Raw genomic sequence first — 23881 nt, forward strand, 5'->3', positions numbered from 1 at the left:
CGCACCCCGTTTCAGGTGCTCGCTGAATATGACATGGCGATGACCCGGTCGGACTAAGCTCGCCCGCAGCGCACCAAGTTGAGGTGTATTCGTGCGCTTGTTCCCAAACACACCGAAGATCCAGACATACCCATGACGTTCCCCCCTGCGAGCTCCCCCTACACCCCGCCGATCTGTTTCAGAGGGCCCACATGGTGAGTGTTCAAACTCCTCCCGGTCGCCGTGAACTCCCGTACACGCGCGTGTTGTTGCTGCCCGGCATAGCGATGGCCGCGGCGACCGGGGCCGCCGTCGCACTGGTGACGGCCCCGGCCCGGACGGCTGTCGGCTGGTGCGGCGCCGTCGCCACGCTGCTGGTGATCGCAACGGCGGCCGAAGCGATCCGCCGCGGCCGAACTCTGCGTGACCAGCGCGCGGAACACGCCCGTCACAGCGCGTATCTGGAACAACGGGTCGCCGCCCACGACCAGGAGATGACCCGCCTCGCCAAGGAGATCCTGCCGACCGCGCTCAAGCTGATGCGCGGCGGGAATACCCCCGGAGAGGTGATTCGCCACCTCGGTGACTACGAACCCGCGTGGCGCGAACTTCCCGAAGCGCAGCTGGCGTTGCTCAAGAAGCTGCTCGACGTCGTCGACACCGAGGACGTCATGCGCGACGCCGCGCAGCGCTCCTTCGTCAACATCGCCCGCCGCGTCCAGGCGATCGTCCACCAGCAGGCCAACGAACTCCGGGAGATGGAGGAGGACCACGGCCGCAACCCCGAGGTCTTCAACGACCTGCTGCGCATCGACCACGGCACCGCGCTGATCGGCCGGCTCGCCGACTCCATCTCGGTCCTCGGCGGCGGCCGCCCCGGCCGCCAGTGGCCCGAGCCCGTCGCGCTGTACAGCGTGCTGCGCGGCGCCATGTCCCGGATCCTCGAGTACGGGCGCATCGACCTGTCCTCCATCGCCAAGGTCAACGTCAAGGGCACCGCCGTCGAACCCGTCATCCACGCGGCGGCCGAACTCCTCGACAACGCCACCCGCTACTCGCCGCCGCAGACCAAGGTGCACGTCACGGCCACCGAGGTGCAGACCGGTGTCTGCATCGAGATCGAGGACGCCGGCGTCAGCCTGAGCGAGGAGGCCCGCGCCCGCGCCGAGGGCATGCTGGAGCGTGCCATGGCGGGCGTCGACCTGCAGGACCTCGGAGAGGCACCCCGTCTGGGACTCGCCGTGGTCGGCCGGCTCTGCCGGACGTACGACATGCAGGTCTCGCTGCGCGCCTCCGCGTACGGCGGGGTCCGCGCCATCCTCGTCGTGCCGAGCGACATGCTCACCACCGAGCCGGGGGTCGGACTCGCCCACGGCATCGGCGCCACAGCCGTGCCGCAGCCCGAACTCGGCGCCCTTCCCGGTCCCAAGCGCACGATCAAGACGCGCCGCCCCACCAGCCCCAAGTTCGTCACTCCGGTCTCCATGGAGGACGACGTCCCCGAGGTCACCGAGTGGACCGCGGGCGGACTGCCGCAGCGCCGCAGCCGGGTCAAGACCTCCCTCACCCAGCGGTACGCCGAGCAGGCAGCCATCGAGCAGGCCGAACGGGAGGGCCGGCCGACCATCTGGTCGACCGTGAAGCGCGAGCCCGAACCCGAGCCCGTGGAGAAGGCGCCCGAGCCCCCGCCGGGCCTGTGGGTCCAGGCGTTCTTCGACGGACTCAAGCGCCCGGCTTCCACCGCAGTCACCCAGCCGACCAACGAACCGGCCCACGTCGAGGCCGACGACGAGGGGGACCTCAAGTGATCCAGCAGCGAGGCAACTTCGACTGGATGCTCCAGGACCTCGCCAAAGGCGTACCGGGTATCCAGATGATCGTGGTGCTCTCCGCCGACGGTCTGCGCATCGCCCGCCACGGCGGCGACCCGGACACCGCCGACCGGGTCGCCGCGGCCTGCGCGGGCCTGCAGAGCCTGGCCGGTGCCGTCGCCCAGGAGATTCCGGGCAGCGAGGGCGAGATGAAGATGGTCCTCATCGAGATCAACGGCGGCTACTTCTACCTGATGGCCGCGGGCCCCAACGCCTATCTCGCGGTGCTGTCCGACGTCCGCGCCGAACCCGGCTACATGAGTGCCCGCATGAGTGACCTGGTCATCCGGATCGGCGCGCATCTCACCAGCCCGCCGAGGCGCAACGGGCAGACCGTATGACTCCTCCGCAACGCCGACGGCGATACCCCAAGCAGGAATCCGAGCCGTATGCGGGGCCGGATTCCGAGCCGCACTCCCGGCCGGACCCCGAGCACTCCCGGCCGGACCCCGATCCGACGCATCCGCCGGACGAACAGCAGCCGCCCGAGGGGGAGAAGAAGAACCCCGAGCGGCTCTACGTGATCACCGGACCGGACGGCGTCGTCCGCACCGACCTCGACCTGGTCACGTTGATCGTGGCGAGCGCAGACCCACCGCCCTCCGCCACGCCCGAGCAGGCGGCGCTGCTGCGGCTGTGCACGGCCCCGCTGTCCGTGGCCGAGTTGTCGGCCTATCTGAACCTGCCGTTCAGCGTGGTGACCGTGCTGGTCAGCGAGTTGCTGACCGTCGAACTGGTGACGGCGCGCGCCCCGATCATCCGTCAGGCGTCGGCCGACCGATCCCTTCTCGAAGCGGTGATGCATGGACTTCAAAAGCTCTGACACCATCACAGGTCCACGAACCGAGGACCACCTTCCGCACACCGCCCAGGCGGCGGTGAAGATCGTCATCGTGGGCGGCTTCGGGGTCGGCAAGACCACCATGGTCGGCTCGGTCAGCGAGATCAAACCGCTGACCACCGAGGAGACCATGACGCAGGCCGGCGTCGGGGTCGACGACAACTACGGCTCCGAGACCAAGACGGCCACCACCGTGGCGATGGACTTCGGCCGCATCAGCATCACCGAACAGCTCGTGCTGTACCTCTTCGGAACCCCCGGGCAGGAACGCTTCTGGTTCCTGTGGAACGGCCTGTTCGAGGGGGCGCTCGGCGCGGTCGTGCTGATCGACACCCGTCGGCTCGAGGTCAGCTTCGACGTCATGGGGCGCCTGGAGGAACGCGGTGTGCCGTTCGTGGTCGCCGTCAACACCTTCCCGGACGGGCCCCGTTACCCCGTCGAGGAACTGCGCACCGCGCTCGACCTGAGCGAGGACATCCCCATCGTCGAGTGCGACGCACGCCGCCGCGCCTCCAGCCGGGACACCCTGATGACCCTCATGCGTTTCCTGCACTCCCTCGCGACGTCCGGCGCACTGAAGTGACCGCCGTACCCGCCCCCACCGGCCTGCCGCGGACCGCCCCCGGCCCCCGAGCCCGAGCTCCAACCCCGCCCCCGCCCTCCCACACAGACACAGACACCGGATCCACTTCGGAGCGATCACCGTGACGCCTGAATCCCACTCGCCGGCCGGTACGGACCCCGGCCTCGCCCCGCCGCCCGGCTGCCCCGCCCACGGCCGCGGCCCCGGAGGGCTGCGCCGGCTCTACGGCCCCGAGGCGGAGAACCTCAGCGCCCTGTACGAGCAACTCCGGGACGAGCACGGCCCGGTGGCACCGGTGCTGCTCCACGACGACGTGCCGATGTGGGTGGTGCTCGGCCACGCCGAGAACCTGCACATGGTGCGTACGCCCTCCCAGTTCTGCCGGGACAGCCGCATCTGGACCCCGCTCCTGGACGGGGTGGTCAAGCCCGACCACCCGCTGATGCCGCACATCGCCTGGCAGCCCATCGCCTCGCACGTCGAGGGCGACGAACACCTCAGGCTGCGCGGCGCGGTCAACGGCGCCATCTCGACCATCGACCCCCGCGGGATCCGACGGCACATCAACCGCCACACCCAGCGCCTGGTCAACCGGTTCTGCGAGGAGGGCACGGCCGATCTGGTCAGTCAGTTCGCCGAGCATCTGCCGATGGCCGTGATGTGCGAGATCCTCGGCATGCCCGACGAGTACAACGAGCGCATCGTGCAGGCCGCCCGCGACATGCTCCGGGGCACCGAGACCGCGATCGCCAGCAACGCGTACATCATGGACGCCCTCGGCCGGCTCACCGCACGCCGTCGCGCCCGGCCCGAGGAGGACTTCACCAGCTACCTCATCACCCACCCGGCGCGACTCTCCGACGACGAGGTCCGCGAACACCTGCGGCTGGTGCTGATCGCCGCCTACGAGGCCACCGCCAACCTCCTCGCCAACGTGCTGCGCATGGTGCTCACCGACCCGCGTTTCCGGGCCCGGCTCAGCGGCGGCCAGATGACGGTGCCGGAGGCGGTCGAGCAGTCCCTGTGGGACGAGCCGCCGTTCAGCACGATCTTCGCCTACTTCGCCAAGCAGGACACGGAGTTGGGCGGCCGGCGCGTCCGCAGGGGCGACGGGCTGCTCCTGGGTATCGCGCCGGGCAACGTCGACCCCCGGGTGCGTCCCGACCTGGGCGCCCATATGCAGGGCAACCGCTCCCACCTCGCCTTCGGCGGCGGGCCGCACGAGTGCCCCGGTCAGGACATCGGCCGCGCCATCGCCGACACCGGCGTGGACGCGCTGCTGATGCGGCTGCCGGACGTCGAACTCGACTGTGACGAGGACGAGTTGTCCTGGACGGAGTCGATGTCCTCACGCCACCTGGTGGAACTTCCGTCGCGGTTCGCGCCGAAGCCGCCGCAGGACGTGCTGGTCAAGCCGGGCCTGCCTCTTCCGTCGCAGCGCAACACGTGGCAGGTCGGCACCCACCATCCGGAGCCCGCGCCGGCACCCGCGGCGGAGTCGACGCTCCCGACCCCGCGGTCGGCATCGCGGTCGGCACCGCAGCCGGCCGCGGCCCCGCCGCGGCCCGCACCGACGCCCGAACCGGTCCGCCCGCAGGGAGCCTTGCGCCGGTTCCTGCGCTGGTGGCGCGGCTACTGACCGGCGGCCCAACCGTCGTACGACGTCCAGGCCTCCAGGACCCGTCCGCTCCGGAACCGGTGCTCGACCCCCGTGACCGGGTCGGTGAACTCCAGGACCCGCGCCAGTAGTTGGAGCGGTCGCCGGAAGACACCGGCCGGCTCGGGGTCGGCCACCACCGGGTAGAGCGGGTCCCCGAGGATCGGCACGCCGAGCGTGTTCATGTGGACCCGCAGCTGATGGGTCTGCCCGGTGGCGGGGACCAGCCGGTACCGGGCGAGCCCGTGCTCGCCGCCGCCGATATGGCTGTCCGCCCGCTCGGCGAGTTCGACGCGGCTGATCGCGTTCGGCTCGCCGGGCACCTCGTAGGCGGCGAGCACCCCGCGCTCCTTCACGATCCGGCTGCGCACGGTGCGGGGCAGGGCGAGCCCGGGAGCGTACGGAGCGACGGCCTCGTACTCCTTGCGCACCAGCCGGTCGCGGAACAGCGACTGGTAGGCGCCCCGTTCCTCGGGCCGTACGGTGAACAGCACGAGCCCCGCGGTGAGCCGGTCCAGCCGGTGCGCGGCGCCGAGCGCGGGGAGGTCCAGTTCCCGGCGCAGTCGGGCGAGCGCGGTCTGGGTGACATGGCTGCCGCGCGGGGTGGTGGCCAGGAAGTGCGGCTTGTCGGCGACGACGATGTGCTCGTCCCGGTGCACGATCTCCACCGGGAACGGCCCCGGCACCTCGGCGCGCAGCTCCCGGTGGAACCACACGAACATGCCCGGCACGTACGCCGCGTCGGCGGCCACCGCCCGCCCGTCCGCCCCGACGACCCGGCCCGTGTCGAACATCTCTTCGACGACCCCGGCCTCGGCCGCGAGCCGCTCCACCAGATGCTCGCGCACTGTGGCCCAGGACCCTTCGACGGGCAGCCGCACCCGCACCGGATCCACCCCTTCGCGCTGCGGCAGGGGAGAGGGCGGGATCCGGGTCTTTCGTCTCATCGGGATCAAGCGTACGAGGCCGACGGCGGGCCGCCACCCACTCCGCCCTGGCCGGCTCCCCACCCCGCGGCTCCTCGCCGGACGGCCGGCGCAAGGGGCAGATCTTGCCCGGCGACCCGCCCGCTCATACGTTGACGCGATGGGGCTCTTCGACAAGCTGACCGGAACCACGTATCCCGCCGACGGTGTCGCACCGGTCTCAGCCGAGGAGGTGCGGACAGCCCTGCTCGGGCTCAACCGGCCCGATGTCCCGTACGTCATCCGCGAAGGCGCCGCGGGGGACGCCGCGGACCTGGTGGCTCAGTGGCGGATGGCGGAGCCCGCCTGGCAGACCCTCTTCGTGGAGTCCCAGCTGACCCGCGCCGTCCGGATAGGGCTGCGCCTGGTCCAGAAGGGCCATGAGGTGCGCGCCCTTGAGGAGAGTTGGGAGGTCACCCGAGTCGGGAATCCGCCGAGGCTCAAGACCGCAGGGGCGTACTCGCGCGGGCCGGACCGGACCGTGACCCGCCACTTGAGGATCCAACGCGACGAGAACGGCCGACTCGGAGCGACGGAGACTTTCCGCTTCGACAGCTCGGAACTGCGTAACCCCTGCGGGACACCGTCCTCAAATCGGGCTGGACCTGGCGCGGGGTGGTATTCGGCAGGCTGTGAGGCCCGCGCGGCCCCTCCCCGCCGCCTCGATGCGCGGCCGGGACGACTCATCGACCTGCCGAAGCGGAGCGTCCTCGCGATGCCCGCCACGCCCGGTATCCGGCACCTGCGCCCAGGGTGAGCAGGAGGAACAGCACGGTGAACCACTGGAAGTACCAGTGCGCATGCGCCTCGCTGGCCATGGGCGATGCTGTGGCGTGCCGTTTGAGAAGCGAAAACTCATCTCGTCGTTTCTCACTGCTTCGCAGTGATTTTCGCTCTCACGTGCACTCGTTGTGCTAGAGCGACTGGTGCACGTCGTCAGGTCAGCCGACTAGATGCTTCAGGAAGTCGGTCACGAACTTCTGGACCTCTTCCTTCGTCGTGCTGTCCTCGCCGCACAAGTTGTGCGGAAGCCGGGCCATCTACTACTGACAACGGAGAGGACACGCAAGCGAGTTACGGCGGAGGGCTCGCAGGCTGCATTGCCTTCGCCATGCGATCAGCTGCGTCAGCACGCACCATTCCCAGGTGTACGTACGGCTTGCCGCTGTGGGTCACCATCGGGCGCACGCTGCCCCAGACACTTTCGGGGAAGCCGAGCCCAGCCAGGGCCTCCCGGATCGCCTCCGCCGCGTCAGTGGCCGCCTTTCGGCCGTCCCGGTAGGTCTGCATGTCCATCGTCATCAGTGCACTCCCGAGGCATGATCGCGGACTTCGGTGGCATGCCTCACAGCCCTGGTGATGTCCCCGTCATCCTTGGCGGCGTTGAGGTGTCTCCAGTTCGCGGCGCACACCCTGCAGCCGGAGGCCGGTACGCAGTCCAACAGCCATGCGTTGAAGCCGACAGGAAGTTCTACCGGCGGTTCCTGGGTCGTCTTGTGGCGCGTGGCTGCCATCGTGTCTCCCTGAGTCGTGTGACTTCGGATACGACCGTAGGAAGCTGGAGTTGGGCGAGGACGGCGATATTCTCCGTTATTCTCACGCGGCAGACCGAAATCCCTCGACATTCCCGTGCAGCCGCAGACACGCTTGTCCGGCCAGGGCTTCACGAGCGACACGAGAGGTGACCGCATGGCACGCAGGCTGCGCTTCAACGGCACGGGAAGCGGGGGTACCGGGTGCCCGTCCGTGCACGAGGACCTGGACAGCCGGGAGGTAATCGTTCACGGCCCGCCGCTCACCGACCCAGAAGACGTCGCCCAGCTCCAGCACCTGTCGGAGGGCGAGGTAGCCGTGGCCGTTCCCCGTGAGGTGCTGGTGGACTGGACGCCGAAAGACACCACCCGTCAGGCAAGGATCATCGGCCTGGACGAGTTTGAGGACCTGTTCCGGACGTTCAAGCACACGGCGTGGCGGCTGGAGACGAGGCGGCGCTACGCCAGTGACGAGGAGACAGACACCTACCGGCAGTTCACGGAGACCGGCGCTGCCGCGTGGGATTCCAATGACCCGTACTGCGAGCTGATCCGCTCGCAGACCGCACAGGGTAAGCGGGTCGAGCGGGTACGGATCGTGGACCAGCCGCCGACCACGGGGCAGCTCTACCTGCTCGACAACGCGAAGCGGAACAGCGCCCTGGGCGAGGACATCCGCATCCTGTGGCGCTCCGACGCAGAACGGCTCCAACTCCCCGCCGATGACTTCTGGTTGTTCGACAGCCGGCTCGTGGCTCTCCTGCGGTTCGATGACGACGACCAGCTCGTGGACGTGGAGCTGATCACAGAACCCTCAGAGGTGGTGCGCTGCTCCATGGTCCGGGATGCCGCCTGGCATCACGCGGTGCCGTACGAGGAGTTCGCGGCGGGGCTGGGCGAGTAGGGAACGGAACCCAGGTCGGGTCGGGCACCGGTGAGTACGGACTATCAGAAGGCACGCGAGGATCTGGGGCGTCGGCTCCGGGAACTCCGTGTCGAGAGCCCTCACGGCCGTCTCACCGGTACGTATCTGGCAGAGCAGCTCGGCTGGACGCAGTCGAAGATCAGCAAGCTGGAGAACGGCAGGCAGACCCCCACAGTCGAAGATCTCCGGGCATGGGCGGACGCCACAGGGCAGCACGAGGTGTTCCAAGAACTGCACGGCCGGTTGAAGGGCTTCGAGAGCCACATCCGGTCATGGCGGCGGCAGCTCACGGCCGGGCACCGTCCGGTGCAGGAGACGTGGAACACGCTGGTCGACGACTCCAGCACCCTGACCGTGTGGGAGAACAACGCCGTCAACGGCATGTTGCAAAATGCCGACTACGCCAGGCACGTGTTCGAGAGCTACGCGGCACTCCAGAACTCGCCCAGGGACGCGGAGGACGCCGTCCGGACCCGCATGAAGCGGCAGGAATGGCTGTACCGGCCGGGCAAGCGGCTGCATCTGCTGATGTGGGAGGGCGCACTGCGTGCCCAGGTGTGCCCTCCTGCGGTCCTGGCCGCCCAGCTGGACCGTCTCCTGGGCGTCGTGGGCATGGACACCGTCCACCTCGGGATCGTGCCGTACGAGGCCGCCCTGACGCTTCCGCCCGCGAATCCGTTCTGGATCTTCGATGAGCGTCTGGTGATCGTCGAGGACTGGCACGCCGAGCTGTGGCTGGACGACCGGGTCACGATCGCGCTGTACTCACGCGTCTGGGAGAACTTCAACCAGTCGGCTGTCTACGGGATCGACGCCCAGCGTGTGATCAGCCGGGCGCGGCAGGCTGTGAGCATTTAGGGTCAGATAGAGGGCACCTGCGTAGGCTCGCCTGCTCGTCACCGACGGCAAGGGGCGGCCGATGCGGCGGTCGACCTGGTCCACGCATCTGGAAGCAGATCAAGGGGGACGGGGCCAAGCTCAGCTCGACGAGCACTTCGCCGAGCTGAGCTTGCACCGGCATCGCCTTGGGACGCTCGACGACGGCGGCGAGTCCGAACGCGTGCGCATCCCTCAGGAGACGGTGCAGGTCCGTCTCGGGCACTCGAAGCCCTTCGATCACGCTGGACAAGTACGTCGGCTATTGGCCGAGCGACGAGGACACGGCCGCCGTAGCTATCGAGTCGGTTCTGGGACAGCTGGGGCGGCTTCGGGAGCAGCGGAGTGCACGCGTTGTGCACGGAGTAGCCGGTACAAGGCTCCTGTCCCCAGCGTGACCAGCAGGAACAGCACCGTGAACCACTGGAAGTACCAGTGCCCGCCCGCCGGGTCGTACACCTCCGCCCGGGGCCAGGCCAGGTTGACGGTCATGAACAGGCCGTACAGGAGGGCGAGGGCGTTGACCGGGGTGCCCCAGCGGCCGAGGGAGAAGAGGCGGGTGCCTGTCTCGTCGGTGCCCTCGACGGAGAACTCGCCGCGCAGTCGGCGGACCAGCAGCGGGCCGGTGACCATCGCGTAGGCCAGGTACAGCATCACGATGCAGGTGGTGCCGATGGCCAGGAACGCCTCCGGGGAGGCGAAGTTGAGCAGCAGCAGGGCCGCCGCGAGGACGCCGACCACCAGGGCCGGGGCGCTCGGCATGCCGGTGCGCGGGTTGACGCGGGCGAGGCGGCCGGAGAAGGGCAGTTGGCCGTCGCGGGCCATCGAGAACAGCATGCGGCAGGCCGCCGTCTGGATCGCCAGGGTCGCCACCGCGATCGCCACCACCACGTCGGCCAGCAGGACCCGGCCCACGCCGTCACCGAGGCTGCTGGTGAGGACGTAGCTCAGGCCGTCGACCGCCAGGTGGCCGTCGGTCAGGCTGGGTGCGGCGAGCAGGCCGCCGAGGACGATCAGGCCGCCGAGCAGGCCGGCCGCGCCGAGCGCCGTGAGGATCGTGCGGGGCGCGGTGCGGCGCGGGTTGCGGGTCTCCTCGCTCATCTCGCCCGCGCTGTCGAAACCGATCATCACGTACGCCGCCGTGAACGAGCCCACCAGCAAGGCCCCGAACAGGCCTGACTGGGCGGCGCCCGTGGTGTGGAAGGTGATGCCGGGGGAGCGTTCGGAGTGGGTCAGCAGCAGGACGACGATCAGGACCGCGCCGATGATCTCGGCGGTGACGCCGACCCGGTTGATCACGGACATCACGCGGTTGTCCAGGATGTTCACCAGTGTGGTCAGGGCCAGCAGGATCACTCCGAGGACGGCCGCGTTGGCCGCGCCGTCCGCCGAGACGGGCGCCGGGTCGGTGCCGATCAGCTGGAAGCCCGACCAGATCGCGGGCAGCACCATCTGGAGCGCCAGCGCGGCCGCCGCGACCACCACGATCTGCCCGATCACCATGATCCAGCCGGCGAACCAGCCGAAGGTGAGGTTCGACAGGCGCGACGACCACTGATAGATGGCGCCGGAGATCGGATAGCGCGCGGCCAGTTCCGCGAAGCAGGCGGCCACCAGCAACTGCCCGACCAGGACTGCGGGCCAGGCCCAGAAGAAGACGGGACCGCCGAACGCGTACCCGAAGGCGAAGAACTGGAAGACGGTGGTCAGGACGGAGATGAACGAGAACCCGGCCGCGAACGACGCGTACCGGCCCAGGCTGCGGTGCAGTTCCTGGTGGTAGCCGAACTCCGCGAGGGAGCGGTCGGCGGAGGAGTGTGGCGGATCGGGGCGTACGTCTGAGGGGGCGGTTGTCGTCACGGCGGCACCTGCCTTCGGCGCGAAGGAGCGGAGCGGAGGAGAGCGGAGGAGAGGGGAGGAGAGCGGGGGCGGGCGGAGGAGGACGAGCAGGAGCCGGAGCGGGAGCAGAGTTCCTGTCGGGTGACAGAAATTAGGGATGGGCTGTTTCGACCGCGTCACGCGGCCATGTCCGCATCGGTCCCAAGTCCTCACGTTGGTGCCGCCGGATTCGGTCGCGATACATCGTGTGTATTGCGACGTCGCGCGAGTCGCGATATGCTCGGCCACGGATATTCGGAAGCGAGGTGGTCGTCATGCCGGTGAGGCGCCGCAAGTTGAGCAATCCGCTCGCGCTGGCCGTGCTGACCACGCTCTGGCAGAAGCCGATGCATCCTTACGAGATCGCGCAGACCATGCGGCAGCAGGGCAAGGACGCCAGCACGAAGATCAACTACGGCTCGCTCTACACCGTCGTGCAGAACCTCCAGAAGCACGGCTTCGTCGAGGTGACCGACGTGGAGCGGCAGGGCAACCGGCCCGAGCGCACGGTCTACGGGCTCACCGAGGCCGGCCGCGAGGAGATGACCGAGTGGTTGTCGGACCTCGTCGCCGTCCCGGTGAAGGAGTTTCCGATCTTCGAGACCGCGCTCTCGCTGCTGGGCGCGCTGCCGCCCGACGATGTGGTGCGGCTGCTGGCGGAGCGGCTGGACACCCTTGAGGTGGAGGTGGCGAGCGGGCGGGGAGCGCTGGACAAGCTCTGCGAGACGCTGCCGCGGCTGTTCCTCGTCGAGAACGAGTACCAGCTGCACATGGCCGAGGCGCAGGCGGAGTGGGTGCGCGGTCTCCTGGAGGAGATCAAGAAAGGGTCGCTGCCGGGCGTCGAGCAGTGGCGGCGGCTCCACGAGACGGGGGAGTGGCCACCGGACGTCATCTGACGAGCACCTGACGAGCATCTGACGAGAGAGAACAACCCCGGCAGGGCTGTTGCAGCAGCCCCGCCAGGGTTTCGAACCCCGAACCGGATCCACCGTGAGGCAGTTCCAGGCGATCGAGGTGCGGCACACCCAGGATAGCCCGGCGCTCTTCACGTGGATCAGCGATCACATCCGCTCATCCCAGAGAGAGCAGTCGACATGAGCAGTACTCCCGCGCCCGCGATCGAGGCGCGCCAACTGGTGAAGACGTATCCGGGCGACGTCACCGCGCTGAGTGGCCTGGACATCACCGTCCGACCGGGCACCGTCTTCGGACTCCTCGGTCCCAACGGCGCCGGAAAGTCCACCACCGTCAAGATCCTCACCACCCTGGCCCGCCCCGACTCGGGCGCCGCCACCGTCGCCGGCCACGACGTGCTGCGCCACCCCGACCGGGTGCGCCGCACGATCGGCGTGGTCAACCAGAACTCCGGCGCCGACCCGTCCGCCACCGGCCGCGAGAACCTCCAACTCCAGGGCAGGCTCTACGGCTTGAGGGGGGCCGTGCTCAGCCGCCGGGCCGACGAGCTGCTGGAGCGCTTCACCCTCGCCGATTCGGCCCGGCGCCCGGTGAAGGGCTACTCCGGCGGCATGCGGCGTCGCCTCGATGTCGCCCTCGGCCTGGTGCACCGGCCCGAGGTGCTCTTCCTCGACGAGCCCACCACCGGCCTCGATCCGCAGGCCCGCGGTGCCATGTGGGACGAGATCGGCCGCCTGGCCGGGGAGGAGGGCCTGACCATCCTGCTCACCACGCACTACCTGGAGGAGGCCGACCGGCTCGCCGAGCGCGTCGCCATCGTCGACCGCGGCCGGGTCGTCGTCGAGGGCACTCCCGACGCCCTCAAGGGCGAACTCCGAGGCGACGCCGTCCATGTGGAACTGCGCGCGGCGGTCGGCGAAGCCGGTCGTACGCTGCTGAAGAGCGCCCTCGGCGGTCTGCCGGGCGTGCACGAGGTCCTGGTCGACGGGCACCGCGTCAGCGTCCGCGCCGACGACGGGGCGGCCGCGACCCCCGCGCTGCTCGGGGCACTCGAACGGGCCGGGGTCGGCGTCGCCACCGCGACCGTCGCCCGCCCGTCCCTCGACGACGTCTACCTGCGATACACGGGCCGCCGTTACGCCGAGGCGGATACCGCGGCCGGGAGCGATGAGGGCCTCGTCCTCGCGGGAGGTGCGCGATGAGTACCGCCGTCTCCCAGACCTGGTTCATGACACATCGTCAACTCATGGTGTTCGTACGGCAGCCCGCGTTCGCTCTGATCACCCTCGTCCAACCGGTGATCTGGCTCTTCCTGTTCGGGAACCTCTTCAAGGGGGTCGTCGAACTGGGCGGCTTCGGCACCACCTCGTACCTCGACTACCTGGTGCCGGGAGTGGTGGTGATGAGTGCCCTCAGCTCCAACATGTGGGCGGGGATGACCACGCTGGACGAGATCCAGCGCGGCACGCTCAACCGCTTCCTGACCACACCGGTCAGCCGGGCCGCGCTGATGAACGGCAACGTCGTCAACAACGGCCTCGTCACCGCCCTGCAGTCGGTGATCATCGTGCTGCTCGGGCTGCTGGGCGGCGCCGACTACCCCGGTGGCATCGGCGGGATCGCCGTCCTGGTGTTCGCCGCGGTGCTGCTCGGCACGGTCTTCGGGGCGCTGTCCAACGCCCTGGGCATGCTGGTGCGGGAGCGGGAGTCGATCATCGGGATCAACACCTTCCTGCTGCTGCCGCTGACCTTCCTGTCCAGTGCCTTCATGGCGCCCGCGCAGATGCCGTCGTGGATGCGGCACATCGCCGACCTCAACCCGCTCGACTGGGCGTTGGTGGCGGGTCGTTCGGCGATGTCGGCGGATCCGGACCTGGGCGATGTGCTCAGCCGGGGCGGCGGGCTGCTCGCGCTGGCGGTGGCCGCGGTATGGCTGTCGATCCGTACCTTCCGCTCCTACCAGCGGTCGGTGTAGCCCGCCTCGCGACACGTCAGGTCGGGGCAGGTCAGGAGGGCGTGGGAGCGCCCTCCTGCTCGGCCTCGACGCGCGCGTTCCAGTCCCGCTTGGAGGCCTGCCAGCCGTCCTCGTTGTGGCCCAGGCGCCAGTAGCCGGAGATCGACAGGTCCTCACGCGCGACCTCGCGCTCCACCCGGAGCAGGTGGCGCAGTTCCTTCACGAAGTGCGCCTCGCCGTGCACGAACGCGTGCACCCGGCCCTCCGGGAACTCCAGCGACCGTACGGCCTCGACCAGTGCCTCGCCGACGGGCCGCTCACCGCGGTGCAGCCAGACGACCTCCACGTCGGAGTCGATCTTCTGCTCCTCCTCCGGCCCGGAGACCTCCACGAAGGCATGGGCCCGGGCGCCTGTCGGCAGCGCCTCCAGGGACCGTGCGATCGCGGGCAGCGCGCTCTCGTCACCGACGAGCAGATGCCAGTCGGCGCTCGGGTCGGGGGCGTAGGCGCCGCCGGGACCCATGAACCGGACCGTCTCGCCCGGTCGCGCCCGCAGTGCCCAGGGGCCGGCGAGGCCCTCGTCACCGTGGATCACGAAGTCCAGCGTCAGCTCGCGGTGTTCGGCGTCCCAGGCCCGCACGGTGTACGTCCGGGTCACCGGCCACTGCTCACGCGGGAACTCCTCGCGGATCCGCTGCATGTCGAAGGGCTCCGGGTAGGTCGCCCCCTCGGCCGGGAAGAGCAGCTTCACATAGTGATCGGTGCAGGCGTCCGGCGAGAACTCGGCCAGGCTCTCGCCACCGAGCACCACACGCTGCATATGAGGAGTCAGCCGTTCGGTACGGATGACCTGCGCGGTGTGCGGCTTGCGCGGCTTGCGTCCCGGTCGTTCTGCCATGGCGGCCTCCCTGATCCTATGGTTAGGCTAACCTAAGTTAGCATCTCCCCCCGGTGGAATGCTCCCCGTGCGGGAGAGCCCGCGGTCTCTTGAACGGAAGTTTGCCCGCCTTCTCTGTGAAGCCCGCCCACGGGGAACGTGATCATTGATTACGCCCCAAGGGTGGCGAGCAGTCGCTGCAATGATCCACCCAACCCCCAGCGTGCCGCCAGCTCCTCCAGTGCCACGGGATCGCGCGGGGTGCGTGGCAGTACCGTGTCGACCTCCGGCAGCGGGACGTCGTCCGCCACCAGGACGACCTTCGGGGCCACCGCCACATAGGGCCGTGACTCGTCCAGACGTCGACGCTGCGACGGCGTCAGCTTCGCCTTCGGGTCATCGACCGCGGCCATGATCCCGGCCACGTCACCGAACTCGGCGAGCAGCTTGGCCGCCGTCTTCTCGCCGATGCCCGGCACGCCCGGCAGACCGTCGCTCGGGTCGCCGCGCAGCAGCGCCAGATCCGCGTACCCCCTGCCGTCGACGCCATACTTCTCGCGCAGCCACGCCTCGTCCGTCAACTGCAGCGTGCCGACGCCCTTGAGCGGATACAGCACGCGCACGCCGCGGGCGTCGTCCACCAGTTGGTACAGGTCGCGGTCACCGGTGACGATGTCGACCGGGCCCCTCGCGCGCGCGGTGAACGTGCCGATCACATCGTCGGCCTCGTACCGGGCGACGCCCACGCGCGCGATGCCGAGCGCGTCGAGAACGGTCTCGATGACGGGCACCTGCGGCGAGAGGGTGTCCGGCACCTCCTCCTCGTCCGGGCCCGCCTCGCGCTCCTCGGCGACACGGTGCGCCTTGTAGGAGGGAATGAGATCGACCCGCCACTGGGGCCGCCAGTCGGCGTCCATGCACGCCACCAGATGGTCGGGGCGATGGTCCTTGACCAGGCGGTCGATGAACTCGAGGAGTCCGCGCACGGCGTTCACCGGCGTGCCGTCCGGGGCCTTCACGGACTCGGGGACGCCGAAGTAGGCGCGGAAGTAGAGCGAGGCGGTGTCGAGGAGCATCAGTCGTCCGGTCACGCCACGCATCTTGCCGTACGCCACTGACAGCCACCGACAACCAGCCGTACGTCACCGACAACCAGCCGTACGCCACCGACAACCCGTCGCACGCTACGGACAATCACTGACAAACCGGCTCGCCGATTCCGTCGACGCAGGCGCGCGCGCACGTGAACACCCTGTGAACTGCGCCACGACCGCGTTTGGCCGAAAGGCGACTGGGCAGGCGCCGCCTCGGAGAGAAGCCGGTTGCCCTTTCAACTGATCGCGGCCCTTCGTCTCCGCTTCTGCCCCCTGAGACGAGAGGTACGCGTGTCATCCAGACTTGAGGCCGCCGAGCTTTACAAGGTCTTCGGAAGACGACCGGACAACGCCGTCGAGCGGCTCCGAAAGGGAGTCGACCGGGAGGAACTGCGATCCGAGGGCATCACCGCCGCCGTGATCGACGCCTCCTTCACCGTGGAACCCGGCGAGATCTTCGTCGTGATGGGTCTGTCCGGCTCCGGAAAGTCCACACTGCTGCGGATGCTCAACGGCCTCCTGGAGCCGACCGCGGGTCATGTCAGCTTCGGCGGGGAGGACCTGACCACCCTCAGCGACCGCGCGCTGCGCGAGGTCCGCGCGCACAAGATCAGTATGGTCTTCCAGCACTTCGCGCTCTTCCCGCACCGCAGCGTCCTGGAGAACGCCGCCTACGGTCTGTACGTGCAGGGTGTGCCCCGACGCGAGCGGGAGACGCGGGCCGCCGAGGCGCTCGCCCTGTGCGGACTGGACGGCTGGGAGAAGTCCTGGCCCGACGAGCTGTCCGGCGGCATGCAGCAGCGCGTGGGCCTGGCCCGCGCTCTCGCCACCGACGCCGACCTGCTGCTCATGGACGAGTCGTTCAGCGCGCTGGACCCGCTGATCCGCCGTGACATGCAGGACCAGCTCCTCCAGCTCCAGAAGTCCCTGAAGAAGACGATCGTCTTCATCACCCACGACCTCAACGAGGCCATGCGTCTGGGGGACCGGATCGCCGTCATGCGCGACGGTCGTATCGTCCAGATCGGCACGGCGGAGGACATCCTCGTCCGGCCCGCCGACGACTACGTCGCCTCCTTCACCAAGGACGTCGACCGCTCCCGCGTGCTGACCGCCTCCTCCGTCATGGACACCGCCGTCTCGGGCGGCAGCCCCAGCTGCAGCTGTGAAACCGCCACGGCCGACACCCCGTTCGGGGAGCTCTGCGCGATCAGTGCCCGCCTCTCCCACCGTGTCTCGGTGGTCGACGGGGCGAACCAGGTCATCGGTGTCGTTCCGCGGGAGCGGCTGATCCGTCTCCTCGGCGACGAGACCGGCGAACCCGTCCCGTGCGACAACCCTGACGGCGAGAAGGTGATGACCCGTGCCTAGGATCCCGCTCGGCGACTGGGTCAACGACGCGGTCAACTGGCTGCTCGGTCACATGGCCTGGCTCTTCGACTTCCTCAAGTCCGTCTTCACCGGCACCTACGACGGCATCAACGCCGTCCTCCAGGCGCCCGAACCCCTGCTGCTCGCGGGCATCCTCGCGGTGCTCGCGTTCTGGCTGCGCGGCACCCTCGCCGGTGTCCTCACCTTCGCGGGATTCGCCTTCATCGACTCCCTCGAACTGTGGGACGACGCGATGGTGACCCTCTCGCTGGTCCTCGTCGCCACGATCATCGCGCTGGTGATCTCCGTGCCGGTGGGCATCTGGGCGGCGCGCTCCGACCGGGTCAGCGGACTGGTCCGGCCGGTCCTGGACTTCATGCAGACGCTGCCCGCGATGATCTACCTCATCCCGGCGATCCTGTTCTTCGGCACCGGCGCCCCCGCGGGCATCGTCGCCACCCTGATCTTCGCCCTCGCCCCCGGCGTGCGCATGACCGAGCTGGGCATCCGCCAGGTCGACAAGGAACTGGTCGAGGCGGCCGACGCGTTCGGCACCGCGCCCCGTGACATCCTGCTGCGGGTCCAGCTGCCGCTGGCGCTGCCCACGGTCATGGCGGGCGTCAACCAGGTCATCATGCTCGGCCTGTCCATGGCCGCGATCGCCGGCATGGTCGGCACCGGCGGCCTCGGCGGCGACGTCAACCAGGCCATCGGCCAGCTCAACGTCGGCCTCGGCTCCGAGGCCGGTGTCGCGATCGTGATCCTCGCGATCTACCTCGACCGTATGACCAGCGCCCTGGGCACCCAGGTCTCCCCGCTGGGCCGCCGCGCCGCCGCCAAGGCGCGTGCCACCCAGGGCCTGAAGATCTGGTCCTACCGGCCCCGCCCGCAGTTCGCGGTGATCGGTGTCGTGGTCCTCGCCCTGGTGGCCGGCGGCATGGGCGTCTTCGGCGGCAACGGAGACGGTTCCAGCACGGTCGCCGACGGCAAGGACGTCGGCAAGGGCAAGAAGGTCAGCATCGGCTACATCCCCTGGGACGAGGGCGTCGCCTCCACCTTCCTGTGGAAGGAGATCCTGGAGGAGCGCGGCTTCGAAGTAGAGGCCAAACAGCTCGACGCGGGTCCGCTCTACACCTCCCTCGCACAGGGCAGCGTCGACTTCCAGACCGACGCCTGGCTGCCGACCACCCATGAGCAGTACTGGAAGAAGTACGGCAGCAAGCTCGACGACCTCGGTGCCTGGTACGGCCAGACCTCCCTGGAGCTGAGCGTGCCCTCGTACATGAAGGGCGTCGACTCCCTGGAGGACCTCAAGGGCAAGGGCGGCACCGTCGGCGGGAAGATCACCGGCATCGAGTCCAGCGCCGGCATGATGTCCCTGCTGAAGAGCAAGGTCCTCAAGGCGTACGGCCTCGACAAGGAGTACAAGGTCGTCGACAGCTCCACGCCGGCGATGCTGGCCGAGCTCAAGCGCGCGTACAGCAAGAAGGAACCGATCGTCGTCACGCTCTGGTCGCCGCACTGGGCGTACAGCGACTACGACCTGAAGAAGCTGAAGGACCCCAAGGGCGCCTGGGGCAAGGGCGACGGGGTGCACACCGTCTCCCGCAAGGGTTTCGCGGCCGACAACCCGGTCGTCGGTGACTGGCTGAAGAACTTCAAGATGGACGAGAAGCAGCTCACCGGCCTCGAGGCCGAGATCAACAAGGCGGGCGAGGGCAAGCAGCAGGAGGCCGTCCAAGCCTGGCTGAAGCAGAACCCGGGCGTCGTCGACAAGCTGGCCCCGGTGGCCGGCGGCTCCGGCTCGACTCCCGCCGAGGCCAAGAATCCCATCGACGTGGCCTGGTTCCCCTGGGACGAGGACATCGCCGTCACCTATCTGTGGAAGAACGTCCTGGAGCGGCGCGGCTACAAGCTGAACCTCAAGCAGATGGACGTCGGCCCGGTCTACACCGGCCTCGCCGCAGGTGACCTCGACCTCAACTTCGACGCGTGGCTGCCGTACGCGCAGAAGAACTACTGGGACAAGAGCAAGGACAGACTCGCGGACCTGGGCACCTGGTACCAGCCGACCTCGCTGGAGGTCGCGGTGCCCTCGTACGTCAAGGGCGTGAAGTCCTACGAGGACCTCAAGGGCAAGGCCGACCTCTTCGACGGGAAGATCATCGGCATCGAGCCGGGCACCGGCGAGATGAACCTGCTCAAGACGAAGGTGCTGCCGGGCTACGGCCTGGACAAGGAGTACGACGTCGTCGACGGCTCCACGCCCGCGATGCTCGCCGAGCTCAAGCGCGCCTACGCCAAGAAGGAGCCCGTCGCGGTCGTCCTGTGGTCGCCGCACTGGGCGTACAGCCAGTACGACCTCACCAAGCTGAAGGACGACAAGAAGTACTTCGGCGAGGGCAACACCATCCGCACGATCTCCAACCACAAGTTCCCCGGGCAGTACCCGCAGCTCACCAAGTGGATCAAGAACTTCAGGATGAGCGAGGCCGAGCTCGGCAGCCTGGAGGCCGAGATCACCCAGCGCGGCCAGGGCAAGGAGCAGGAAGCGGTCGCCTCCTGGCTGAAGGAGCACCCGGAGATGGTCGACCGGATGACCCCGCAGTAACCGCCCTACCGAAGCCGCCCGAGGGGTGGGCCTCCCCACGCGTCCTGACAGCGTGTGGTGAGGCCCACCCCTCGGGTCATGTCCGGGTCCCACGAAAAGGATCCGGCCAATCACACAGAGCAACGCCCCTGCCCGAGCTTCGCCGTACGTGGTGAGCCGCCGGTGGACGTACGCCCGCGACCCCGCCGGAGGACGGCGATCCGGCCGTTCGCCCGGCTGATCCGGGGTCGGTCCACTGGCGCGAACCGTGAGTCCGGCCGCACACCGTCGGGGGCAGATGTGACGGCCGCGTGAAACGGTTTGCCGAACATGCGTAGGGTGCAGACAACTCATCAGGAGCGATGTGCCCGAGCCGGGGCACTCGGACAGGTGGACCGACGAGCCGAGGAGGGAGCCGGAGCGATGGGCGACCACAAAGAACAGCCTCTGCGGGTGGGCGCGGCCGTGCGCCGCCGGCGCCGTGCGCTGGAGCTCACCCTCGCCGTCGTCGCCGAACGCAGCGGTCTGTCGGTCCCCTTCCTGAGCCAGGTCGAGAACGAGCGCGCGCGTCCCAGCCAGAGCTCACTCGAAAAGGTCGCCGACGCCCTGCGCACCACCGCCGTGGAACTCCTGGCCGCCGCCGACCCGGCGTGCAGTGTCGACGTGGTCCGCGCGGAGGGCGTCGAGCCGCTGCTCGCGCCCCAGGTGCGGTCACTGGTGCGCGGTCACCATCAGATGCACGCCTCGGAGTTCACCGGCGACCACGACGCGGGCCGTGAATTCCAGTACCGCAACGACCAGTTGATGTACGTCGCCGACGGCGCCGTCGAGATCGAGGCGGAGGGCCGCGCGTACCGGCTGGGCCGCGGCGACACCCTGTACCTCACCGGCGGCGTGCGCCACCGCTGGCGGGCGACGGAGGCCGACACCCGCGTACTCGTCGTCGCGGTCGCCGAACACGTCGAGGCGGTCCAGGACCGGCAGCGCTAGTGCGCGTCGTCTCGCTCGTCCCGTCGCTCACGGAGGCCGTCGCCGCCACCGTCCCCGGCACCCTCGTCGGCGCCACGGACTGGTGCACACATCCGGCGGACCTCGACGTCCCCCGGGTCGGCGGCACCAAGAACCCCGACCTCGACCGGATCGTCGCCCTCGCCCCCGATCTGGTGATCGCCAACGAGGAGGAGAACCGTGCCCCCGACCTGGCGGCGCTGCGCGCGGCCGGGATCGAGGTGCTGGTGACGGAGGTACGTGGGGTACCGGAGGCCGTGCGCGAGCTGGCGCGGGTGCTCGACGCGTGCGGGGCGGCAGACCGGCCGCGCTGGCTGATCGAGGCGGAGGCGGCCTGGTCGGATCTGCGAGCCCCCGCACGCCGTACGACAGCGGTGGTACCGATCTGGCGGCGGCCGTGGATGGTGCTGGGCCGGGACACCTTCGCCGGCGACGTCCTGGCCCGCCTGGGCGTCGACCACCTGTACGCCGCCCACACCGAGCGCTACCCGCGGATCCCGGTCGAGGAACTGCGGGCCGCCGCCCCGGACGTGGTCGTCCTCCCGGACGAGCCCTACCGCTTCACGGCCGACGACGGTCCGGAGGCCTTCCCCGGTGTGCCCTGCGCGCTGGTCAGCGGACGGCACCTGACGTGGTACGGGCCGTCGCTGGCCGAGGCGCCACGGATGCTGGGCGAGGCGCTGCGAGCAGCTCGCCGCTGACCAGACCGCGCGCGGTGTGCACGGCGGCGATGGACCAGGCGGCGACCAGGACGACGTACAGGGCGACAGCGAGGCAGTCGTAGGCGAGGAGCCCGGTGTGCCGGGCCAGTGCCCCCGCCCCGGTGACGCAGGTGCCGACCGGGAAGGTGAACGCCCACCAGGTCATCGCGAAGCGCATGCCCCGCCGCCGGGCGCGCACCACATGGGCGGTGGCGAGAGCGAGCCACAGCAGCGCGAAGCCCATGACGGGGACGCCGTAGAGGACGGCGAGGACGTCGAAGCCGTGGCTGTAGCGGGCCGGGAGGACCCCGGGTGCCACGTCCGCGAACGTGCCGACCGCGGTGGTGGACTGGCCCAGCGGACCGAGGACCAGGAACAGGGTCGGGGTGAGGGCGAGCGGGAGCGGCCCGCCGGTGAGCAGCCGCCCGAAGATCAGCGGCAGCATCAGCAGGGTCGCCGCGAGACTCAGCCCGAACATCGCGAAGCAGGCGATGAGCAGGGTCTGCCGCGGCTGGCCGGGCGGCAGATGCGGCACCAGGAGCGGCCCGAGCGCGGCGGACACCATGGGCGCGACGACCGGCAGCAGCCACCCGGGCGAAGCCTGTCCGGGCCCGACGCGATGCCGTACGGCCATCAGGTACGGCACGACGACGGCGGCCGCCAGCCCGACCGCCGTACCGGCACCGAACAGCACGGCGTCGAGCCCCACCGCCGCTTCGGTGCCGATCCAGTCCCGGCCGACCGTGACGGCGCCGCCGCCGACGGCCGTCAGGGCCATCGCGAGGCAGCCGTAGAAGGGGGCCGTGGCCGGGTCGAGGAGATGGGCGCGGGCCTGGTCGCTGTGGTGCCTCCAGTGCAGGGCCCGCGCGCAGAGGAGGGCCACGAGGAGCAGCAGGGAGAGCGCCCAGACGGCCGCGCAGACGGTGCGCAGACCCGGGACACGCGACGGCAGCGCGACTCCGGCGGTGGCGACGACCGCGGTGCCCATGACGGTGGCGTACCAGTTCGGCCCGAGGTGACGGACGGCGGCGGCGCGCGAGGGCCGTGCGGGGGCACGGGGGAGGGGAGGGAGGGGCTGGGTCGGCCGGGCTGCGGTGAGCATGTCTCCACGGTCCCGTCGGTGTGGGGCCGCGACCAGGGAGTATGGCCCTATGAGGGCATAAGCTGTCTTTATGAGCGGCGCGGAGGGGCAGCAGGGTCAGGGACATGCGCGAGCGGTGGCGGGTGGTGGCTTGCTCGCGCACCGGGTGCCGGATCTCGGGGCGCTGGAGCTGCTGCTGGCGGTGGCGCGGCTCGGCAGTCTGGGCGGGGCCGCGCGGGAGCTGGGGATCACACAGCCGGCCGCCAGCAGCCGGATCCGCTCCATGGAACGCCAACTGGGGGTGGCGCTGGTGGACCGTTCGCCGCGCGGCTCCCGGCTGACGGACGCCGGGGCGCTGGTGACGGACTGGGCGCGGCGGATCGTGGCGGCGGCGGAGGCCTTCGACGTGGGCGCGCAGGCGCTGCGGGACCGCCGTGACTCCCGGCTGCGGGTGGCGGCGAGCATGACGATCGCCGAGTACCTGCTCCCGGGCTGGCTGCTCGCGCTGCGCGCCCAGCGGCCGGACACCGCGGTGTCGCTGCTCGCGGGCAACTCGACGGCGGTGGCGGAGCGGCTGCTGGCCGACGAGGCCGACCTCGGTTTCGTGGAGGGGCTCACCGTGCCGACGGGACTGGACTCCGTGGTCATCGCCCACGACCACCTGATCGTGGTGACGGCACCGGGGCACCCCTGGGCCCGCCGTCGCCGTTCCCTGGAGGCCGCGGAGCTCGCCGTGACGCCGTTGATCCTGCGCGAGAAGGGATCGGGGACCCGGCAGGTCCTGGACTCGGCGCTGGGCGGCCTGGCACGACCACTGATCGAACTGTCCTCCACCACGGCGGTCAAGGCGGCGGTGGTCAGCGGCGCCGGCCCGGCGGTCCTGAGCGAACTGGCGGTCGGGGAGGAACTGGCGATGCGCCGTCTGGTACGGGTGCCGGTGGAGGGCGTCGCACTGGCCCGAGACCTACGCGCGGTATGGCCAACAGGCCACCGCCCGGTGGGCCCGGCGAGGGACCTGCTGTCACTGACCCGGGGGTAGCCCGGCCGACCTGTCCGGAGCGCGACGGCCAGGGCGAGGCGCCCTCCTCCGGTGGGCCCGGCGAGGGACCTGCTGTCACTGACCCGGGGGTAGCCCGGCCGACCTGTCCGGAGCGCGACGGCCAGGGCGAGGCGCCCTCCTCCA

The 23881-nt window shown here is 69.9% G+C and carries 21 protein-coding genes and 1 pseudogene; 16 read left to right on the forward strand and 6 right to left on the reverse strand.

Going from position 1 to position 23881, the window contains the following annotated elements; translation table 11 throughout:
• Positions 1–191 precede the first annotated feature (191 nt).
• The 5 genes from AB0H86_RS42670 to AB0H86_RS42690 all read left to right on the forward strand — a co-directional run bounded on the left by AB0H86_RS42670 (position 192) and on the right by AB0H86_RS42690 (position 4913).
• Positions 192–1787 carry an ATP-binding protein gene (locus tag AB0H86_RS42670; RefSeq protein WP_362451497.1) on the forward strand — a complete coding sequence of 532 codons (1596 nt, stop codon included), beginning with the start codon at positions 192–194 and terminating at the stop codon, positions 1785–1787.
• Positions 1784–2191 carry a roadblock/LC7 domain-containing protein gene (locus AB0H86_RS42675; RefSeq protein ID WP_362451499.1) on the forward strand — a complete coding sequence of 136 codons (408 nt, stop codon included), beginning with the start codon at positions 1784–1786 and terminating at the stop codon, positions 2189–2191. The genes AB0H86_RS42670 and AB0H86_RS42675 overlap by 4 nt, the downstream gene beginning before the upstream one ends.
• On the forward strand, positions 2188–2673 hold the full coding sequence (locus AB0H86_RS42680) for a DUF742 domain-containing protein (protein ID WP_362451501.1): 486 nt from the start codon (positions 2188–2190) through the stop codon (positions 2671–2673). Before AB0H86_RS42675 ends, AB0H86_RS42680 begins: the two co-directional genes overlap by 4 nt.
• Positions 2654–3274: an ATP/GTP-binding protein gene (locus AB0H86_RS42685; RefSeq protein WP_362451503.1), complete on the forward strand. Its 621-nt coding sequence runs from the start codon at positions 2654–2656 to the stop codon at positions 3272–3274. The genes AB0H86_RS42680 and AB0H86_RS42685 overlap by 20 nt, the downstream gene beginning before the upstream one ends.
• A 121-nt stretch (positions 3275–3395) precedes the next feature.
• A complete protein-coding gene (locus AB0H86_RS42690) occupies positions 3396–4913 on the forward strand; it encodes a cytochrome P450 (RefSeq protein WP_362451505.1) in 1518 nt (505 codons plus the stop codon).
• On the opposite strand, the gene AB0H86_RS42695 is transcribed toward AB0H86_RS42690, so the two are convergent.
• Complete coding sequence (locus tag AB0H86_RS42695) at positions 4907–5878, reverse strand: pseudouridine synthase (protein ID WP_362451507.1); 972 nt, start codon at positions 5876–5878, stop codon at positions 4907–4909. The genes AB0H86_RS42690 and AB0H86_RS42695 overlap by 7 nt on opposite strands.
• Positions 5879–6017: 139 nt before the next feature.
• On the opposite strand from AB0H86_RS42695, the pseudogene AB0H86_RS42700 reads away from it, so the two are divergent.
• Positions 6018–6532 (forward strand): annotated as a pseudogene (locus AB0H86_RS42700) (hypothetical protein).
• Positions 6533–6970: 438 nt separating this feature from the next.
• On the opposite strand, the gene AB0H86_RS42705 reads toward AB0H86_RS42700, so the two are convergent.
• On the reverse strand, positions 6971–7198 hold the full coding sequence (locus AB0H86_RS42705) for a hypothetical protein (protein ID WP_362451509.1): 228 nt from the start codon (positions 7196–7198) through the stop codon (positions 6971–6973).
• 387 nt (positions 7199–7585) lie between these two features.
• On the opposite strand from AB0H86_RS42705, the gene AB0H86_RS42710 reads away from it, so the two are divergent.
• Together AB0H86_RS42710 and AB0H86_RS42715 are read left to right on the forward strand one after the other, a co-directional pair.
• Positions 7586–8332, forward strand: coding sequence for a DUF6879 family protein (locus tag AB0H86_RS42710; protein ID WP_362451511.1), 747 nt, complete (start codon positions 7586–7588; stop codon positions 8330–8332).
• Between the two features lie 30 nt (positions 8333–8362).
• The gene (locus AB0H86_RS42715) at positions 8363–9211 is read left to right on the forward strand and encodes a helix-turn-helix transcriptional regulator (RefSeq protein ID WP_362451514.1); all 849 of its coding nucleotides are present in this window, start codon (positions 8363–8365) and stop codon (positions 9209–9211) included.
• Positions 9212–9526: 315 nt separating this feature from the next.
• Here the strand turns inward: AB0H86_RS42715 and AB0H86_RS42720 are convergent, their stop codons facing one another.
• The gene (locus AB0H86_RS42720; RefSeq protein WP_362451516.1) at positions 9527–11089 is read right to left on the reverse strand and encodes an amino acid permease; all 1563 of its coding nucleotides are present in this window, start codon (positions 11087–11089) and stop codon (positions 9527–9529) included.
• A 293-nt stretch (positions 11090–11382) separates the two neighbouring features.
• On the opposite strand from AB0H86_RS42720, the gene AB0H86_RS42725 reads away from it, so the two are divergent.
• The 3 genes from AB0H86_RS42725 to AB0H86_RS42735 all read left to right on the forward strand — a co-directional run bounded on the left by AB0H86_RS42725 (position 11383) and on the right by AB0H86_RS42735 (position 13997).
• Entirely contained in the window at positions 11383–12003 is a 621-nt protein-coding gene (locus tag AB0H86_RS42725) for a PadR family transcriptional regulator (protein ID WP_362451519.1), read from the forward strand.
• A gap of 198 nt (positions 12004–12201) precedes the next feature.
• Positions 12202–13224 (forward strand): ATP-binding cassette domain-containing protein, encoded by a 1023-nt coding sequence (locus tag AB0H86_RS42730; protein WP_362451521.1) that lies wholly within the window; start codon positions 12202–12204, stop codon positions 13222–13224.
• On the forward strand, positions 13221–13997 hold the full coding sequence (locus tag AB0H86_RS42735; protein WP_362451523.1) for an ABC transporter permease: 777 nt from the start codon (positions 13221–13223) through the stop codon (positions 13995–13997). The genes AB0H86_RS42730 and AB0H86_RS42735 overlap by 4 nt, the downstream gene beginning before the upstream one ends.
• Before the next feature lie 31 nt (positions 13998–14028).
• Here the strand turns inward: AB0H86_RS42735 and AB0H86_RS42740 are convergent, their stop codons facing one another.
• Positions 14029–14874 carry a siderophore-interacting protein gene (locus tag AB0H86_RS42740; RefSeq protein WP_362451525.1) on the reverse strand — a complete coding sequence of 282 codons (846 nt, stop codon included), beginning with the start codon at positions 14872–14874 and terminating at the stop codon, positions 14029–14031.
• Between the two features lie 149 nt (positions 14875–15023).
• The gene (locus AB0H86_RS42745; RefSeq protein WP_362451526.1) at positions 15024–15968 is read right to left on the reverse strand and encodes a 5'-3' exonuclease; all 945 of its coding nucleotides are present in this window, start codon (positions 15966–15968) and stop codon (positions 15024–15026) included.
• 270 nt (positions 15969–16238) lie between these two features.
• Between AB0H86_RS42745 and AB0H86_RS42750 the strand changes: the two genes are divergently transcribed.
• From AB0H86_RS42750 to AB0H86_RS42765, 4 genes are all read left to right on the forward strand, one after another.
• On the forward strand, positions 16239–17318 hold the full coding sequence (locus AB0H86_RS42750; protein ID WP_362451528.1) for a glycine betaine/L-proline ABC transporter ATP-binding protein: 1080 nt from the start codon (positions 16239–16241) through the stop codon (positions 17316–17318).
• The gene (locus AB0H86_RS42755) at positions 17311–19929 is read left to right on the forward strand and encodes an ABC transporter permease/substrate binding protein (RefSeq protein ID WP_362451530.1); all 2619 of its coding nucleotides are present in this window, start codon (positions 17311–17313) and stop codon (positions 19927–19929) included. The genes AB0H86_RS42750 and AB0H86_RS42755 overlap by 8 nt, the downstream gene beginning before the upstream one ends.
• Before the next feature lie 402 nt (positions 19930–20331).
• The gene (locus tag AB0H86_RS42760) at positions 20332–20898 is read left to right on the forward strand and encodes an XRE family transcriptional regulator (protein ID WP_362451532.1); all 567 of its coding nucleotides are present in this window, start codon (positions 20332–20334) and stop codon (positions 20896–20898) included.
• The gene (locus AB0H86_RS42765; protein WP_362451534.1) at positions 20898–21617 is read left to right on the forward strand and encodes a helical backbone metal receptor; all 720 of its coding nucleotides are present in this window, start codon (positions 20898–20900) and stop codon (positions 21615–21617) included. The genes AB0H86_RS42760 and AB0H86_RS42765 overlap by 1 nt, the downstream gene beginning before the upstream one ends.
• Here the strand turns inward: AB0H86_RS42765 and AB0H86_RS42770 are convergent.
• Complete coding sequence (locus AB0H86_RS42770) at positions 21529–22719, reverse strand: TDT family transporter (RefSeq protein WP_362451536.1); 1191 nt, start codon at positions 22717–22719, stop codon at positions 21529–21531. The two genes, AB0H86_RS42765 and AB0H86_RS42770, sit on opposite strands and share 89 nt — an antisense overlap.
• Positions 22720–22789: 70 nt before the next feature.
• Between AB0H86_RS42770 and AB0H86_RS42775 the strand changes: the two genes are divergently transcribed.
• A complete protein-coding gene (locus tag AB0H86_RS42775; protein WP_362451538.1) occupies positions 22790–23737 on the forward strand; it encodes a LysR family transcriptional regulator in 948 nt (315 codons plus the stop codon).
• Positions 23738–23881: the final 144 nt, after the last annotated feature.

Source organism: Streptomyces sp. NPDC050997, assembly GCF_040660135.1.
GTDB lineage: Bacteria > Actinomycetota > Actinomycetes > Streptomycetales > Streptomycetaceae > Streptomyces.